15 protein-coding genes are annotated in these 17,564 nt (G+C 65.1%); 5 read left to right on the forward strand and 10 right to left on the reverse strand.

What is annotated here, in order from left to right; all coding sequences use genetic code 11:
• The first annotated feature begins 31 nt into the window (after positions 1-31).
• The 5 genes from ACFSCU_RS05440 to ACFSCU_RS05460 all read left to right on the forward strand — a co-directional run bounded on the left by ACFSCU_RS05440 (position 32) and on the right by ACFSCU_RS05460 (position 6,195).
• Complete coding sequence (locus tag ACFSCU_RS05440) at positions 32-1,243, forward strand: MFS transporter (protein ID WP_377560108.1); 1,212 nt, start codon at positions 32-34, stop codon at positions 1,241-1,243.
• An 87-nt stretch (positions 1,244-1,330) separates the two neighbouring features.
• Entirely contained in the window at positions 1,331-1,915 is a 585-nt protein-coding gene (locus tag ACFSCU_RS05445; protein WP_180550843.1) for a DUF1415 domain-containing protein, read from the forward strand.
• A gap of 118 nt (positions 1,916-2,033) precedes the next feature.
• The gene (locus ACFSCU_RS05450; RefSeq protein WP_180550844.1) at positions 2,034-2,474 is read left to right on the forward strand and encodes a putative signal transducing protein; all 441 of its coding nucleotides are present in this window, start codon (positions 2,034-2,036) and stop codon (positions 2,472-2,474) included.
• Entirely contained in the window at positions 2,471-3,451 is a 981-nt protein-coding gene (locus tag ACFSCU_RS05455) for a class I SAM-dependent methyltransferase (RefSeq protein WP_377560109.1), read from the forward strand. Before ACFSCU_RS05450 ends, ACFSCU_RS05455 begins: the two co-directional genes overlap by 4 nt.
• Entirely contained in the window at positions 3,448-6,195 is a 2,748-nt protein-coding gene (locus ACFSCU_RS05460; RefSeq protein WP_377560110.1) for a UPF0149 family protein, read from the forward strand. The genes ACFSCU_RS05455 and ACFSCU_RS05460 overlap by 4 nt, the downstream gene beginning before the upstream one ends.
• Here the strand turns inward: ACFSCU_RS05460 and prmC are convergent.
• The 10 genes from prmC to hemA form a co-directional block, all read right to left on the reverse strand.
• On the reverse strand, positions 6,168-7,028 hold the full coding sequence (gene prmC / locus ACFSCU_RS05465; protein WP_180550846.1) for a peptide chain release factor N(5)-glutamine methyltransferase: 861 nt from the start codon (positions 7,026-7,028) through the stop codon (positions 6,168-6,170). The genes ACFSCU_RS05460 and prmC overlap by 28 nt on opposite strands.
• 216 nt (positions 7,029-7,244) lie before the next feature.
• Entirely contained in the window at positions 7,245-7,643 is a 399-nt protein-coding gene (locus ACFSCU_RS05470) for a BON domain-containing protein (RefSeq protein WP_180550847.1), read from the reverse strand.
• Positions 7,644-8,082: 439 nt separating this feature from the next.
• On the reverse strand, positions 8,083-9,165 hold the full coding sequence (gene prfA, locus ACFSCU_RS05475) for a peptide chain release factor 1 (RefSeq protein ID WP_180551815.1): 1,083 nt from the start codon (positions 9,163-9,165) through the stop codon (positions 8,083-8,085).
• A gap of 90 nt (positions 9,166-9,255) precedes the next feature.
• The gene (locus tag ACFSCU_RS05480; RefSeq protein ID WP_377560114.1) at positions 9,256-9,675 is read right to left on the reverse strand and encodes a type IV pilin protein; all 420 of its coding nucleotides are present in this window, start codon (positions 9,673-9,675) and stop codon (positions 9,256-9,258) included.
• Between the two features lie 28 nt (positions 9,676-9,703).
• Positions 9,704-13,225 carry a pilus assembly protein gene (locus ACFSCU_RS05485; protein WP_377560116.1) on the reverse strand — a complete coding sequence of 1,174 codons (3,522 nt, stop codon included), beginning with the start codon at positions 13,223-13,225 and terminating at the stop codon, positions 9,704-9,706.
• 57 nt (positions 13,226-13,282) lie between these two features.
• Positions 13,283-14,065, reverse strand: coding sequence for a pilus assembly PilX family protein (locus ACFSCU_RS05490; protein WP_377560118.1), 783 nt, complete (start codon positions 14,063-14,065; stop codon positions 13,283-13,285).
• Positions 14,066-14,070: 5 nt separating this feature from the next.
• Complete coding sequence (locus tag ACFSCU_RS05495) at positions 14,071-14,922, reverse strand: PilW family protein (protein WP_377560119.1); 852 nt, start codon at positions 14,920-14,922, stop codon at positions 14,071-14,073.
• Positions 14,923-14,954: 32 nt separating this feature from the next.
• The gene (pilV, locus tag ACFSCU_RS05500) at positions 14,955-15,602 is read right to left on the reverse strand and encodes a type IV pilus modification protein PilV (RefSeq protein ID WP_377560121.1); all 648 of its coding nucleotides are present in this window, start codon (positions 15,600-15,602) and stop codon (positions 14,955-14,957) included.
• The gene (locus ACFSCU_RS05505; protein ID WP_377560123.1) at positions 15,593-16,174 is read right to left on the reverse strand and encodes a GspH/FimT family pseudopilin; all 582 of its coding nucleotides are present in this window, start codon (positions 16,172-16,174) and stop codon (positions 15,593-15,595) included. Before ACFSCU_RS05505 ends, pilV begins: the two co-directional genes overlap by 10 nt.
• Positions 16,175-16,240: 66 nt before the next feature.
• Complete coding sequence (hemA, locus tag ACFSCU_RS05510; protein ID WP_180550854.1) at positions 16,241-17,551, reverse strand: glutamyl-tRNA reductase; 1,311 nt, start codon at positions 17,549-17,551, stop codon at positions 16,241-16,243.
• Positions 17,552-17,564 lie beyond the last annotated feature (13 nt).

Raw genomic sequence — 17,564 nt, forward strand, 5'->3', positions numbered from 1 at the left:
GGGTCAACGCGTGCTGGGCAGGGCACGCCTCATGAGCATGTCGCCCGCGTCCCAGCCGCACCCCCACGCGCCGTGGATCGTCATCCTCGCCGGCGTCAGCGCCGCGCTGCACGTGGGCAAGCTGCCGCCGGCCATTCCGGCGCTGCAGGCCGACCTGGGCATCACGCTGGTGCAGGCGGGGTTCCTGCTGTCGCTGGTGCAGCTGGCCTCGATGGCGCTGGGCATCGTCGCCGGGCTGATGGCCGACGGCATCGGCCTGCGGCGCAGCATGCTGGCGGGGCTGGGCATGCTCACCGTGGCCGGCCTGGCCGGCGGCTGGGCGCACGATGCCGCCAGCCTGCTGGTGCTGCGCGCCGTGGAGGGCGTGGGCGTGCTGCTGGTCACCGTGCCGGCGCCCAGCCTAGTGCGGCGCACCGTGGCACCGGCGCAGATGACGCGCATGCTCGGCTTCTGGGGCGCCTTCATGCCGTTCGGCACCGCCGTGGCGTTGCTGCTGGGGCCGCTGGTTATCGGCACCTGGCGCTGGCCGGCGTGGTGGTGGCTCACGGCGGCGCTGACGGCGGCGATGGCGCTGTGGGTGCGCGCCGTCGTCCCGCGCGATCCGCACGCGCACCAGCGCCGCGCCGCCGATGGCGAGCGCTGGCCACAGCGCCTGGCCGCCACGCTGGGCTCGCGCGGGCCGTGGCTGGGCGCGCTCACCTTCGGCGTGTATTCGGCGCAGTGGCTGGCGGTGATCGGCTTTCTGCCGGCGCTGTACCAGCAGTCCGGCTGGGGCGGCGCGCGGGGTGCGGTGCTGACGGCGCTGGTGGCGGCCGTCAACATGCTCGGCAACATCGCCGCCGGGCGCCTACTGCACCGCGGCGTGGCGCCGCAGCGGTTGTTGTGGAGCGGCTTCGGCGCCATGGCACTGGGCGCCTTCCTGGCCTTCGGCACGCTCACGGCCGACGCGCCGGTGGCGCGCTACGTGGGCGCGCTGCTGTTTTCCAGCGTGGGCGGGCTGATCCCCGGCACGCTGTTCGGCCTGGTGTCGCAACTGGCGCCGGGCGAGCGCACCATCGCCACCACAGTCGGCTGGATGCAACAGCTTTCCGCCGTCGGTCAGGTCAGCGGCCCACCGCTGGTGGCCTGGGTGGCGGGCGTGGCGGGGGGCTGGCAGCACACCTGGGTGGTCACGGCCAGTTGCTGCGTGGCCGGCGCGCTGCTGGCGGCGCTCATCGGGCGGCAGCTGCGGTCTTATGAATGAAATCGGCCTCTGGCGCCCGTCCACGTTGCGTCAGCAGCTATCATTAGTGTAGTAAATGCCACTCCTAGTCCAAGGCACAATGCCGTCATGAGCACAGCCCGTGATCCCGCTTCCGTACCGCCCGACACTGTGATCGCCGACACCCGCCGCTGGCTCGAGCGCGCGGTGATCGGCCTCAACCTGTGCCCCTTCGCCAAGGCGCCGCACGCCAAGGGGCAGATTCACTACGCCGTGTGCGAGGGCGACGACCGCCAAGCCCTGCTGACGATGCTGCGTGCCGAGCTGCAGGCCCTGGCCGACGCCAGCCCGGATGAGCGCGAAACCACGCTGCTGATCGCCCCGCGCGGCTTCGACGACTTCCTCGACTTCAACGACCTGCTCGATGAGGCCGACGCGGTGGTGACGGCGCTGGACCTGGACGGCACGCTGCAGGTCGCCCCGTTCCATCCGCGCTTTCAGTTCGCCGGCACCGACGAGGATGACATCACCAACGCCACCAACCGCGCGCCGTACCCCACGCTGCACCTTATCCGCGAAGAAAGCATCGACCGCGCCGTCGAAGCCTTCCCCGAGGCCGAGGCGATCTACGAGGCCAACATGGCCACGCTGGAGAAGCTGGGCCATGAAGGCTGGGCGGCGCTGGGCGTGGGGCCCTCCACCGAGGCGCAGTGATGATCGAACTGCGGCTGATGTGCTCTTGATTTGAGAGCTGTTGGCGCCCGATTCATAAGCGCAGCAGCCCGTCATTCTTCAAATTCTCTGGCATGCCACCGCGCACCGTCGGCCCGACATGCTGATCACCGTGCACCGCGAACTCAACCTGCTGACGGCGCACACCGTGCGCGGTCTGCTGGTCAGCGAAGGCATCGCGGCGACGCTTTTCAGCGAGCACATGATTGCGCTCGCATGGTCGAAATCGCTGGCCTACGGCGAAGTTCAGATTCAGGTGCCTTCGATCCAGGCGGACCAGGCCCGCGCCGTGCTCGCGGACTGGCAGCAGGGCGTGTTCGAGGAGGCCCTGGAGGAACAACTGGCGCTGCCTGCCGACCTTTGCCCACGCTGCGCCGCCCGCGATTGGCGGCCTGTGCGTGCCCAGGGCGCACTCTTGGCGTTGCTGGCCTGGACGGTGCTCATGCTCACACTGGTCCCTGCGCCGCCGCCGCTCACCGGTCGCCGCTGCGGTGCCTGCGGCCATGCCGAGCCCTGTCGCGCAAGCGAGAATGCCGCATGAACAAGCGCCACGCCTCACGCAGCCTCTCCTCGAGCGCTTCAAAAACAAAAGCGCCTGGCGCCCATCCAGCAAGCGCCGGCGCCGGAAAAGGTGCTGGGAACCCCGTGCTTGCCGAACTGCGCCCCGGCCAGTCGGTCGAACTGCTGAAGGAACTGCACATCCTCACCCGCGATGGCCGACTGAACCAGGATTCGCGCCGCAAGCTCAAGCAGGTCGAGCACCTGGTGCAGTTCATCGAGAAAATCGTCGCCGAAATCACGCCGCATGCCGGCGAACTGACGCTGGCCGACCACGGCGCCGGCAAGTCGTACCTGGGCTTCATCCTGTACGACCTGCTGCTGAAGGGGCAGGGCAGCGGCGTGGTGCACGGCATCGAGACGCGGCCCGAACTGGTGGAGCGTTCGCGTGCCCTAGCCGGGCGGCTGGGCTTCGAGCGCATGCGCTTCTTGAACATCGCCGCCGCCGATGCCGCGCACGACAGCGCGCTGCCCGAGCGCTTCGACATCGTCACCGCCCTGCACGCCTGCGACACGGCGACCGACGACGCCATTGCCTTTGGCCTGGTCAAAAAAGCGCAGGCCATGGTGCTGGTCCCCTGCTGCCAGGCCGAGCTGGCCGCCAACCTGCGGCAGTCGAAGGCGCTGCAACTGTCGCGCACGCCGCTGGCCGAGCTGTGGCGCCACCCGCTGCACACGCGCGAAATGGGCAGCCAGCTGACCAACGTGCTGCGCTGCCTGTACCTCGAATCGCAGGGCTACAGCGTGACGGTGACCGAGCTGGTCGGCTGGGAACACAGCCTGAAGAACGAGCTGATCATTGCCCGCTACACCGGCCACAAGAAGCGCCGCGCCGGCGAGCGGCCGCGGGCATTGCTGGGCGAGTTCGGGTTGGCGTCGTTGCTGCCGCTGCGCTATCCGGCGCTGGCGGATGGCCCATCGTCCCAGGATGCAACCCCCGCCACGCAGGATGGAGCATGAGCACTTTCGAGAACCCGCGCCCAGACTCCGGCAAGTTGCTGGAGACCATGGTCAGCCGCCTGCTGCAGGGCGAATCACTGGCCGCGTTCAGCGACTGGTTTGCCAGCCCCGATGGCCCGCTGGCTACCGTGGCCCCCCGCACCGACCCGCTGGGTGCCCGGGCCATGGCACGCGCGTTGTGGGCCGCCGTGCCGCTGCCGCAAAACCGCTGGCGCCCGCGCGGGTTGCCCAAGCTGGAGCGCAACGACCCGTGCTACTGCGGATCGGGCCGCAAATACAAGCACTGCTGCGCCGCCTGGGCCGATCTGCCGCTGCCGATCGAGCCCGAGATGCTGATGGCGCTGGCTATTCAGCACGCACCGCCGCAGGCGCTGGATCTGGGCAACCTGCGCACGCTGCCGCCGCACGCGCTGGCGCAGGCGGCCATGTTCTGGATGGAGCAGGGCCGCCCCGAACAGGTCGAGCGCGTGCTGGCGCCGCTGTTCGAGCAGGCCGAGGGCCTGGACGAGCGCCATGAGCCCGCCTTCGACATCCTGATGGATGCCCTGCAAGCGCTGGGCCAGCAGACGCGCCGCCTGGCCCTGGCGCGGCGCATCGGCCAGAGCCGCGACAAGGCGCTGGCCGTTGCCGCGCTGGGCCGCGAGGTGAGCATGCTGGCCGATCAGGGCGACTACCGTGGTGCGTGGGCGGTGTTCAAGCAGGCGCAGCGCGCCGCGCCTGATGACCCGCAACTCTGGCACCTGGAACTGGTCACCCTGCTGGCCGAGGGCCGGGCCGACGAAGCGCGGTTGCGCGGTCCGCTGCTGGCCGCCAAGGCGCGCCGTGGCGGGTTCGATGAACTGGCGCTGGTGCTGCAGGACCTGGCCGAGCACGGCCTGCAGGCTGCGTACGAGCACATGGCCGAAGATGCCGGTGGCTTCGACGCAGAAAGCACGCGCGACTGGCTGGCGCTGTGCGCCCAGGTGCCCGACACGCTGGATGCCGACGCCGTCCGCGCCGCCTACCGCATCGAAACCCAGGGCACGGCCCGCCGGTCCGCCAAGCCGTCAGTAGATGCCGTCAAGGCGCTGACCGCCGGCATGCGCTGGCTGCGCGTGCGCCCCGCCCGGGCGCTGGCGGCGCTGGAGCGGCGCTGGCAGCGGCGTTTTCCGGTCGATAAGCCCATGTCGACCCAGCTGCTGGGCGATGCCGAAGCGCTGATCGAAGACGCCTTCTGGGCTGCCGAATTCCTGCGCCTGAGCCCCGAAGGCTGGATGAGCGTGCAGGTGCTGGACGACTTGCTGCTGGCCGCGCAGGAGCGCGTGCTGATGGACGAATCCGCCGCCGATCTGCAAGCCGCCTGGCGCCTGGCCGAGCACGCGCTGCGCCTGCTGCATGCGCTGTGGCACACCGTGCCCGATGCCGCCAGCGCGCGGCAGGCGCGCCTGGGTGCCGAGTGGGCGCACGCGGGCACCCAGCCGCTGCTGCGTCTGCTGGCGCAAATCATCGACCTCGGCCATGCCTGCCAGCGTGACGTGCTGGCGCTGGCTGAATGGGGCCTGGCGCTGAACCCCGTGGACAACCACGGCTGGCGCGCGCAAGTGACCGATGCCTATATCGCGCAAGGCCGCGCCGCCGATGCGCTGGCCCTGCTCGACCAATACCCCAACGACTGGCCACCCGCGCAGCACCGTCGCGCGCTGGCCTTGTACGTGCTGGGCCGCCCCGACGAAGCCGCCGCCGTGCTGGCGCAGGCCCATGCCGAGTACCCCGCGTTCATGCAGGCGCTGTGGCCCGACATGCTGGACGTGCCTGAAGCCGAACAAGGCCCTGGCATGCGCGTGGGCGGCTCCCTCGCGGCCTACGATTACCGCGTCGAAGCCCGCGCCGACTGGGTGCGCACCGGGGCGCTGGCCTGGGCGCGCAGCCTGGCCCTGCCCGTCAAGCCCGCGCGCAAGACCCGCGCCGCCACCAGGAAGCGCGCCGCACCGAAGGGCGCTGCTGGCATGTCGAACCTGCTGGCGGGCGGCACCGGTGCCGACGACCTGGCCCTGCCCGAGAGCGCGCGCCAGCACCTGCGCCGCCACAGCGACTGGCCGCGCCTGCACGGTTTTCTGGCCGCCTTGGCCTGGGCGCCCGATCTCGTCATGCCCGGGCGCTGGCTGCCGGGCGTGCTGGACTGGCGCACCAACGCACTGCCCAAGACCCAAGCCGCTCAGCTCAAGGCGATCAACGCCGACATGGATGCCATCATGCGGCTGTACAACAGCCTGAACGCGCCCCTGGCCAACGCGCAGGCGGGCATGGCCATGCCGCTGCCGGCGCCGGCCTTGGCGCAAGCACTGGGTACGGAAGAGGGCGGTGCGGTGACGGACGAAGCGTGGCACACCTGGGCCGCCGGCTTTGTGCAGGGGGCGGAGCTGAGTGCCGCCGGCTGGCGCCGCCTGGGCCACCCGCTGCAGGCCAAGCCTTTGCGCCGCGCGGGCGCTGCGTCCACCAGCGCCAGCGCGTTCATGGTGCTGCATGCACTGGCTGCCCGTGCGCCGCGCGCCGTGGCGGGGGATGAGCCGGCCTGGCAACCCGTGCAGGACGATGGCCAGCCCTTGCTGCTGGGGCTGGACGATACGCCGCAGACCGTGCCCCCGGCGGATCAGATCCAGGGGGCGCTGAACCTGCTGTGGCCGTCGGTGCTGGCGGCCCGGCTGGCGCGTCAGAGCGCGTTTGGCGGGGCGGCGATTCAGTTCGACAGCTTTTCGCTGGATTGAGCGCGGCGGTCTGGGTACTGCCCGCCTGAGCCGCGCTCGATGCCCGCCAGGTCGCGCCGCGACTGCACCTGCGCGAACCCCGCGGCACTGAGCAGCGCGCGCACCGCGCCAGCCTGATCCCAGCCGTGCTCCAGCAGCAGCCAGCCGCCGGGCGCCAGGTGCGCAGGCGCCTGCGCCACGATGCGGCGGATGTCGTCCAGCCCATCGGCGCCGCTGACCAAGGCCTGGCGCGGCTCGTGTGCCAGCGCGGGCAGGTGCGGGTCGGTGTCGGCAATGTAGGGCGGGTTGCTGACGATCAGGTCAAGGCGTTCGCCCGCCACTGGCGTCAGCCAGTCGCCCAGGCGCATGTCGACGCGCAGGCCCAGCCGCTCGGCATTGGCGCGCGCCACGGCGAGCGCGTCGGCGCTGGCGTCCACCGCCACCACCTGCGCCAGCGGCCGCTGCTGCGCGATGGCCAGCGCGATGGCGCCGCTGCCCGTGCCCAGGTCGAGCACGCGGCGCGGTGCATCGGCGGGCAGCAGGGCCAGCGCCCAGTCGACCAGCGTCTCGGTATCGTCGCGCGGGTCGAGCACGCGGGCATCGACGCGCAGCGTGAGGCCGTGGAAGGCCTTCTCACCCGTCAGATAGGCCAGCGGCTCGCCCGCCAGCCGGCGCGTGGCCAGCGCCTGCAGGCGTGCGTCGGCTTCGGCGGGCATCGCATCGGTGTCGTGCGCCAGCAGCCAGGCGCGGGCGTGCGTGGGCTGCTCCAGCACGTGCAGCAGCAGCATCTGCGCCTCCAGCCGGGGCAGGCCGCGTGCTTGCCAGTGGCGCAGGGCGTTGGACAGGGTGGTCACTGATTGCTATTGAAAAGGAAGCTGCTTGCGCTGTAGGGACGGGCGCTGGAGGCCTATTTTGCTTGCGGGAAGCATAGGAGTCATCCTGACAAGCAACCTTCATGGGGCGCTTGTGGGAGCGGGCTTGCCCGCGATAGGGCGTCTCATTCTTCGACGCGCCGCCATCGCGGCCAAGGCCGCTCCTACAGTGTCAGCATGGCGCAACGCCCACGAACATCACGGCGCGCTCATCCGATCCACCACGTCGCGCACGCCGGCCACGCTGCGCGCGGTCTGCACGGCCAGGGCGCGGTCGGCCGGGTTGGCCAGTTGCCCGCTCAAAATCACCACGCCGCCTTCGTAGGTGTCGACGCCCAGATTGCTGCCGGCCAGCGCGGGCTGTGCCGCCAGCGCGGCGCGCACCCGGTCGGCCACGCGTTGCGCGCCGGCGGTGGAGCCGGAGGCGCCATCCCACACCTCGGGCGCCTTGCGCAAATCCGGCACAGGAATCTCGATGCGCGTGGGCGTGGCGCCCCAGGGCGTGCCGCCGGTGCCGCAGCCGGCCAGCAGCGACAAGGCCGCCGCGCCTGCCAGCAGCAGGGCAGGGCGGTGCGAGGAGGTGGCGTTCAGGGGCATGGTGTCGGTCCTTTGCTGTGTGAATGTGGTTGTGGCGTCCTGATTCCAGTTCCAGTTCAATGCGTCAATCGCCGTCATCCCGGCGAAGGCCGGATTCATGTTGCTCCGCCCACGGCGTCTGGATCGCGGCTTGCGCCGGAATGACGAGCTATGGCAGCTTCGATCTGGAATTGGAATGAGGCAGGTCTTCGGCACGCAGGGTGGAGGATAGGGATGTCGGAGCCGGAATCAAATCAAGGGGAGTATCGGTTGTTTGCGCTTTATTCACGGGCGCTTGCGGGTTTCATGCAGTGGAGTATGTGATGCATGAAGGGTTGCGTGGCAGCGCTTCGGCGCCAAGCAGCGCGTTCACCCAAGGTGCCGTGCCAGCGTAATGGCCCATGGTATGCGGCCTGGCGCGGCGGCGCAGCCACCCACGGCTTTCCAACGCCGGAACGGCTCAGGCGTTGACCTCCAGCTCGGCAACCTGCTCGGCCTCGCGCGCAGCCTGCAGCGCATCCAGTACATCGGCCAGGTCGCCTTCCATCACCATTGCCACCTTGTACAGCGTCAGGTTGATGCGGTGGTCGGTCAGCCGCCCCTGCGGGAAGTTGTAGGTGCGGATGCGGTCGCTGCGGTCGCCGCTGCCGATCAGGCCCTTGCGCGTGGCGGCCTCCTTGGCGGCGCGCTCGCTGCGCTCCTTCTCCTGCAGGCGCGCCTGCAGCACCTGCAGCGCCTTGGCCTTGTTGGCGTGCTGGCTGCGGCCGTCCTGGCATTCGGCCACCATGCCCGTGGGCAGGTGCACCACGCGCACGGCCGAATCGGTCTTGTTGATGTGCTGCCCGCCCGCGCCGGATGCGCGGAAGGTGTCGATGCGCAGATCGGCCGGGTTTAGCGTGATCGCCTCGGCCGCATCCGGCTCGGGCATCACCGCCACGGTGGCGGCACTGGTGTGGATGCGGCCCTGCGTCTCCGTCACCGGCACGCGCTGCACGCGGTGCCCGCCCGACTCAAAACGCAGCCGGCCATAGGCGCCGTCGCCCTCGATGCGCAGCACCACCTCCTTGTAGCCGCCCAGCTCCGCCGGCGACTCGCTCATCACCTCCACGCGCCAGCCTTCGCCTTGCGCGTAACGCGTGTACATGCGCGCCAGGTCACCCGCGAACAGGGCCGACTCATCACCGCCCGTGCCCGCGCGGATCTCGAGGAAGGCGTTGCGCGCGTCATCGGGGTCCTTGGGCAGCAGCATGCGCTGCAGCTCGGCCTCCAGCTCGGTCAGTTCGGCTTCGGCGGCGGCAATCTCCTCGCGCGCCATGTCGGCCATGTCCGGGTCGTCAAGCAACTCGTTGGCCGCGGCCAGGTCTTTCTCGCGCTGCTGAAAGCGCGCCCAGCGCCCTGCCACCGCGGCCACCTCGGTGTGCTCGCGCGACAGCTTCATGAACTGCCCCATGTCGGCCATAACATCGGGCTGGGTCAGCAGAAAATCCAGCTCGCCCAGGCGATCAGTGTGGCGCTGGAGTTGGTGGCGCAGTGAATCTCGCATCATCAGGGCGAGGATTGTCGCGCAAGAAAAAAGCTGGCCATCCATAGGCGGCCAGCTTTTTCAGCTTGAAAGATATACGTGGCTGCGTTCTTATTTGCCCCAGCAATCCTGCACAGTTGCTGTCCCAGATACCCCTCGGACTCCCGCGTTCGTCAGCGTGTAGTTGCCGCATTTGTCACCGGCCTGTGAATTCTTTGGAGTTCCGGTGAGGGTGTACGTGGTGCCGTCTGAAGTCAATGAAATGTCGTAGCGATCGGCCGGAACTTTCTTCAGGCTGTCAGGAAAGTTGGCCGTTAGAGGATAGGTGCCAGTAGCCGTGGCCGCCCGCTCCATCCACTGCGCTGCCTGCAACATCCCGGCACGTGCCTCGGCGCGGTGACCACGTCGAACGTACTCAGCATAACTGGGATACGCGATGGCGGCCAAGATGCCGATCACGGCGACGGTGATCATCAACTCAATCAGTGTGAAGCCGCGCTGGCGCTTCGTCAAAAAAGGGCTTCCATTCATGGTGGCTCCAATGCACTTTAGTGCGGCGTTATCTCAACTGGCGCCAGTTGGGGCGCAGCAGCAGTTCGGGCAGCTTGGCGAGATTGTCGGCAACGCCATCGCTGCCAGCTCTTCTTTGCTCGAACTTTGAACCTACTCGAAGCTCTTTGGGCGAAGCTGTCATGCGGGCATAGCCAGCATCGATGCTGTTGTAAACCCCCGTGGTGACGCCGTTCGCATCCGTGGTCGTATTGCCGTCCACATTCATCAAGGGTGCACCCGCCGGCAGACCGGTCGTGATGTTCAGCAACGTCCGGAAGTTCTTGACGGAACGGGGCGAAGGCGTGCACACCTCTTCACTGTCTGCGGTCGCGCTGCCCGATGCGGGAACCTCTGTAATGATTTCAAGCAGGTTGCCGCCATCATAAAAATCGATGGATGCCAGTGATCGTTCACCGACTTCGGGCAGATCCATGTACCAGCCTTTCTTCTCGGTGCAGTCTGTGGCGTCCTCAGGGCAGTCATATTTCACCCTGGTCGCCTCCAGTTTCCAGAACGTGCGGCCAGAACTGATCCCGCCACCTGCGCGCTGTGAACCTTCATCCACGGACTGTGATTGCAGTTGTGCACGGGTCACCGTGGCCGGTGTTGGATTGCTGTCCTTGACCTTGACTTTGCCTCGTGAGGCGCCCGCCGCCGTTTCCACTTCATAGCGGGTATTGTCAAGAACGGAGTAGAGGCTTTGCCTAGAAACGTCAGTCCGGTCGCCTTCGGTGAGGTTTCGACCCGTTCCGAAGGCCACCATCAGGCCGCCCACTTCGCGGTTCGGACGGAACACGGGTGGGGTTGTGATGGGCTGCCGGCTGATGCCGCCGCTCGGCGATGTGTAAGTGGCGCGAAACAACTCCTTTCCGCCAAAAGCGACCTTCCATTGCGCAGGGTCGTTGCTGGCGATGTCGAACTTCCACATGTTGCCCCGCAGATCACCAGCGTAGACAAAGTCGGGAATGCCGTCGCCGTTGACGTCAAGGAACTGTGGAGTCGAGAGTCCGTTGGATTTCGCCTCGGCATGGTCGGTGGGTACAGCCGGGATGATTTTCAGCGACTTGTCGCCATCCAGGTACTGGATCAGGAGTACGGGTCGCTCATTCACGCTGTTGTAGCCATTACCCAGAACAACGGCCCAACGGTTGTCGTTTGTACGTGTAATCTGAAGCGCCCGCTGAGTATTGTTTTCAGCAACCACGGGGCCGCCAAAGATGTGTCCAATGTCTTTCCACTTCTCGGGCCAATCGGGGTCGGATGGGTCGGCATTGAACGCTGTCTTGTCCATCACCACCAGACTGCCAGCCTTGGTTTTCACAAAATCCGAGGGCGTCGAACCATCACTGGCGCCTGGATTGGTCACATCCAGCACGAAGAAACCCTTGCCACCCGCACCCAACGTGCCCACCAGATAAGTTGCCCAGTCGGCGGCCGTATTACCAGAGCCGAGTTTCAGGTCGCCGGTAAAGGGCGAGCCATCAACATAATATTGATGATCGTAGTTAGGCCGCGTCAAGGCGGGAAGATTTTTGATGACGCCCTGAGGAACGTAGGCAATCTTCTCGGTGCCATCGGTGGCGGAGAATCCGTGCAGCATGCCATCATTGCCGCCAACATACAGCATCGGCGTGCGCTTGCGCTGAGCTGCGGTGAAGGCGGTATAGCCACCAAACGAGTAGGCACTGGCGGGTTGACCGATGTACCAGACCGCAGAGTTGACGATATCCCCCTGCCGAGACTTGCGGGTCCGGAAGGTTCCTCCCGTTTGATCTTGTTCCTTGCTGCGGTCACCGCGGATGAAGTTAACGCGGTCTCGTCCGACGGCATCGGTGTCCGTTCCCTTGAGCAAGGTCTTCTGGGCATCGCTGAGGGGTGACGACGCAGTCAACCATTCAAAGGAAATGCCGGTGCGCGTTTCGTCGTTGAATGAAAGCACCAAACGATCAGGAATGCTCGAGGTTGGAATAGCATCCAATTTATCGGCAGTGGTTAACCCTTGGCCCGCACCGGTCGTGCCCCATGCGGTGTTCGGGGAGACGGTTCCGCTGGTCGAAATGGAATTGGACGCGACGTAACCGTACCATCGATTGGCCAGAGAGTTCTGGTCATCGGCTGCCACATAGCTTGCTTGGTAGGCCGACGTGCCTACGCGACTGATCGAGCCCGAAGCCGAGGTGAAACTGGTCACAGGTTGGCTGGTGTCGGCGATGATCGCGCCAAAAATTCGCTCGAAAACGGGTGTCAGATCACCACCGGTCACAGGGAAAAACTCTCCACGGCTGTTTATGGCCATGTGCCAGAGTTCTTCAGGACGGTAGCGATCATAATAGGTTTCAGAAAGGGACAGCGTTGTGTCTGTCCAAAATTTCCCCCCGGTGACCACGTCTGTCAGCCCCGACCCGTACATGCCGCCCGTGAACAGCGGGTTGGTGCCACTGTTGGTCCACTGGCTGGCTGTTTTTCCATAGCCAATGGTGTAGTGCTTCATATGCTGCCAAGTGGCAGGGTTGTTCTTTGGGTTCCAGTACTCTTCAAGCGTCTGCGATCCTGTCGTCGATACAAAAGTCTCGTCACCGGATTGAATAACATCAGGAATGATTTCGTTGGCAATGCTGGGCTGAAGGTCGGTCGACCAGTAATGAAACGCCATGTCCGACAAGGTGGGATAAGCAAAATGGCGAGTCACTGCCCAGCGAGTACATTGCCCTGAGCGATTCCAAGCGTTGCACGGGCTTCCGTCGTTAGGATTCGTGGTAACGTTGTATGTCGTCGTGGCGGTACCACCCCCCCCAGCACCCTGATACACCTGAGTCTGCGGGTCAGTGGTCGAGTACGACTTGCCGTCTGGAAACGTGACGTTCGTGCGATCAGCGTCGGAGATGCGCTCCGCCGAGTCACTTGCCATCTTCGCCTGGAAGCCGAAGGCGTTGAAAGCGGGCGCAATGTCTTCCCTGTATCGGTTCCAGCCACCGTCCGAGAGGAAAATGTGGTAAGCCTTGCGGCAAGTCAGAGGATTATCGTCTGCCGTTCCTGGGACCGTATTCCAAGGATTATCGGCGCCCGTTTTCTTGAGGTATTCGCCGGCGTTCCAAACCATCTTGTGAGACGGGGTCCAGCCGCCTTCTACCAAGCCTGCAACCCAGGTGCTGAAATTGGCCTTGTGCGTGCCAGAGAAAATATTCAAGGCGTTTTTATTCTGACAGCCACCGCTGTTCGACGGAATATTGTCGCAAGTGAATGACTGCCAAGCCAAGCGAAACCTGTTGTCGTAGGTCGACTGGTTGATCAGTGTGTTCTGAAGCCCTTCCTTGAGCCACTGAATTCGCTTCTTGCCGGTGCCGTCCAAGTTGTTCATGCTCCCCGAGTTGTCCACGCTGAGAATGACGTTCGGGGCGGGCATTCTATAGGCGGAGCCAGCAGGATATTGCGCCAAATCCAGAGGGGCACCAAGCAATGGAAGCGGCAAACCGATCGTGGCAACTACTGCCGCAATCACTCTTTTTCTTGGCAGGATAGATTTTTTCATAGCGATCATCCCTAGGTATCTACAGACTATGTGGGTCTTTCCTTAGACCGATCTTGCTTATTCAACAGCCTGCAATGACAAAGTGGACTGCAGAACCACTGTCGTCGTGGGGCGATTGCCTTGAGCGATGGCGGTGATGCGATAAACCCATGGTTTTTTCCGACTGGGTGCGAAACGCTCCACGTTGGAGCCGGGCGGCATGCCGGCTAACAGGGAGACATTGGGGTCTACATAGGGCAGGATTTCCACCCAGTACCAAGCGCGTCGGTTTCCCGCCGTGCCGCTCAAAATGGGGTTGGCGGTAGCCGCAGCATCTGCGCCCGTAAACTGACCGTAATGGGCCGCCACGTTGTCATCCTTCATGGCCGTCAAGGTGGCCGAGTCGTTCCAGAAATCCTGAGGGTCTGCCCGCTTCTGGCAAATGCCCTTGTAGCACTTGAGTGTCGGGCTCCTGTCCTGAATCTCCGAAAGTGTCTGTTCAAGATCTTTCGTCTCGATATCGAAGAAGACAGCCGTGGCGCGGCGACATACATCCTCTTTGGCGGGATCATTGACGCAAATCGAGCCGTCGGGCTGTACGCCACGAATATCGAACTCGGCGTCTTGCAGCATGGCCTGCGCAGCTTCGAAAGTGCGCCGATAGTCGGCGTCGTTGCCGACTACAACTTCACCGAACAAAGCGCTGCGCGACGCCCACAGCGCCAGCAACATGGAGAGCAGCACTAGGACGATAACGACATACAGAGCCACGCCCTTCTGTCGCCTAGCCAGCGATAGCGATAAGGGGATGCTGCGAGTACGGTTCTCGGGCCGTCCTGGCAAAGAAAACAGAGTCATCATGTCACTTACCCCGCCAGTCCCTGGCTGCGCAATTGGTAGGTGCTGCGGAAAACCATCTTGAGGCGGTTGTCGTAGCTGGCGTCTTCGCTATTGCAGTTCTTGTACGTGGCGCCGCTAAGGCCGCCGATGGCTTCCTTGCTGGTGAGCTCCAGGCAAACCTCAACGGCATAAACGCTGTTCCAGTTGGTGATGTCGTCAGGGTTCGTCAGGTACTGCATGGTGGTGGTGCCATGGGGTTGCACGGCATAGCGAACCTGCCAGTCAGTCACGCCGTCAATGATGGCTTGAGTGCCACCGCCACCAGAGCCAGTGCAAACCAACTCGCCGTTGTCGTTCAATGAAAACCGGCTCGAGATCACGGGCGTGGTGGCTGGGCTGGACTTGCCTGGGTTTTGTCCGAGGCAGTCACGTAGCTGCGATTCGGTCACTAAGCTGCCCTCGGGTTTGATCTTTTCGGCGTAGTTTTGGTAACCGACGGTGAACGCGGGTCCCGTGGTTCCGGAAAGTGTGCTGACTCTCCGGTCGAAAGGAGGACGCAAGCCTTCGGGGTCAGGCGCATCAAATGCCACCGGCTGCAGCGCTGCAAAAGTGCCGTCACCACTGTAAAAAGACAGGTTCGGATTGAGGTTGAGTTCAACGCTCCCCGCTTGACGAACCTGGCGGCCAATCACACTGAAAGCGTACGAGGCCTGCTGCTGCATGGTCGATGCGTCGGAGATGGTTCCGCTGACGCTGCGGGACGACATCAGCGCGACTGTGGCAACCGCAACCACCATCAACCCCAGTGCAATGCCGACCATCAGTTCGATCAGCGTCACGCCTTTCTGGCGACGGACGGAGGAATTTAGATAGGCCATTTGAGGCAACTCCAAGGCTGGTCAGTTCCGCATCAATTGGGGCAATACAACGCACCACCCCCTACGCTCCATGGCGTGCAACGCTGCAGAGGCTGTAGGTACTGCAGATGACAGAGCAGACCATCGGGACATTTGACCTCTCCACCAGCGCTGTCGGTGCCGGTTACGGTGAATACAGATTTGAGTTGGGTGGTTTCGGCCACTGTGCGTTCCTGACCATCGAGGTTGTATTCACCTTCTCGCCAGCCGATCAGTACCCCCAACTGGCGGGCACCGCCACTTGGAACGAAAACCTGGGCACTGCCTCCGGGTAAATTGGATATCACGTTCTGACGCCATTGCCAGATGTCGTATTCCGCCAGTTCAGCCGGTGTGCAAGGGGCAGTGCCGCAATCGACCGCTGCGGAAGCAGGTGTGCCGGTGTAGGCCGCCAGGTTGCCCAACGCGTTCGGGTTGTTCTGCATGCGCTCGCCGAGATCCTCGATCAACCGGATAGCTTGGGCGCGGCGCGCGCCGGCCTGCGTGTCCACCAATGTGCGCATCTGTATGCCGAGGAGCCCGAACAGCGCCACAGCGGTAACAACCAGCGCCACAAGGGATTCAATGAGCGTGATGCCGCTCTGGCTGTGACGAGTGCTGCCTGTGCTCATACGTTTCGGGTGGAGGGGATTTACTGGCACGGTGGATCCTCAATGACTTTGACGCGCCCCCCGGAACTGACACAGACGCCGCGTGCAGCGGGCGAACTGATACCGCCGCTCACGGGCGTGATGTTGAACCCTTTGGCGTTCAGGCTACCGATGACACCGTTTCGATCCACGGTGAAATACTCGCCGCCGCTGTTGTGCATGACGTTGGTGCGCGCTGCGCCGCTGTAAGTGCGAATCACTTCATTGGCGTCTGGGTTCTTGTCGTTGTTGAGGTCATGAAAGACCACCCAGCCACAGCCCCAACTTTGCTTGGTGCCGGCCAGAGCGCAGTCAGAGGTATTCGATGTTTTCTTGACCACGATGCCACCTCCACGACGCATGGCTTCCGCTCGGGCTAAGTAAACGGTGGAAACCAAAGCCTCCGCTGCGTCGCGCGCGCGCCAGCGCTCAATCAAACTGGTAAAGCTGGGTGCTGCCAAGCTGGCCAAGACAGCCAGCACCGTGATGGCGACCAAGGCTTCGATTAAGGAGAACCCACGATCCTGCCGGTGGTGTAACGCCGATGGCCAGCCATGTTGTGAGCGAGAACACTTGGGTTGCATTGCCTCATAGTAGGCAAGCCACGCTCTATTGGAACGTCTATCGGACGAACGGGAAAAAATGCCGGATCAGCGGTCGGGTTTGCCCGACAGCCTGGCGCTGGATGAGCCGGAGGCAGAGCGAAGAAACAACCGCTCCACGGCCTGCGTCGCCTGATCCCGGTGCGCCGGGTCGGCGGCGCGCAGTTCGGCCATGGCGCCGTGCAGCATCTTCTGCGTCAGCCCGCGCGACAGGGCTTCGAGCACGGCCTCGATGTCGTCGCCCTTGGCCAGGCGCTTGCGGGCGCGGGCGAGTTCAAGGGCGCGCCATTCGTCGGCCTGGGCGTTGAGCTGCTGGATCAGGGGCACCACGCCGCCTGCCGGGTCGCGCTGGTCGATCCAGTGCATGAAGCTCTGCACGCCGGCGTCGATGATGGCCTCGGCCTGGGCCACGGCGGCCTGGCGGTTGGCCTGGCCGGTCTGCACCACCTGGGCGAGGTCGTCGACGGTGTAGAGGTAGACGTCGCCCAGGGCCTTCACCTCGGGTTCGATGTCGCGCGGCACGGCCAGGTCGACCATGAAGATGGGGCGGTGGCGACGCTTTTTCAGCGCCCGCTCGACGGCGCCCAGGCCGATGATGGGCAGGGTGCTGGCGGTGCAGCTGACGACGGCGTCGAATTCGTGCAGGCGCTCGGGCAGGTCGGCCAGGCGCATCACCTCGGCACTGAAGCGGGTGGCCAGCTTTTCGCCCCGCTCCAGCGTGCGGTTGGCGATGGCGATGGCCTGCGGCTGGCGCGCGGCGAAGTGGGTGGCGGCCAGCTCGATCATCTCGCCGGCGCCGACGAACAGCACCTTGATCTGGCGCAGGTCCTCGAACAGGTTGCCGGCCAGGCGCACGGCGGCGGCGGCCATGCTGATGGAGTGGGCGCCGATGTCGGTGGAGGTGCGCACCTCCTTGGCGACGGCGAAGCTGCGCTGGAACAGCTGGTTGAGCGTGGTGCCCAGCGCGCCGGCGTCCTCGGCGGCGCGCACGGCGTTCTTCATCTGGCCCAGGATCTGCGCCTCGCCCAGCACCATGCTGTCGAGCCCGCTGGCGACGCGGAAGGCGTGGCGCGCGGCCTGGTCGTTCTGCAGCACATAGGTATGTTCGTGCAGGGCGGCGGGCGATACGTCGCCGGCCTTGGCCAGCCAGCCCAGGGTGTGGTCGATCTGCACGTTGTCGGACGCGCAGTACACCTCGGTGCGGTTGCAGGTGGAGAGGATCGCCGCCTCGGGGTGCCGCAGGTGCGACTGGCGCAGGCCGTGCAGCGCCGGCGCGATCTGGTCGATCGCGAACGCGAAACGGCCGCGCAGATCCAGCGGCGCGGTGTGGTGGTTCAGACCCAAAGCCCAGACAGCCATCTCTCGGATTATA

Origin of the sequence: Ottowia beijingensis, from assembly GCF_042680925.1 — a bacterium.
In the GTDB taxonomy this organism is placed as follows: domain Bacteria; phylum Pseudomonadota; class Gammaproteobacteria; order Burkholderiales; family Burkholderiaceae_C; genus Ottowia; species Ottowia beijingensis.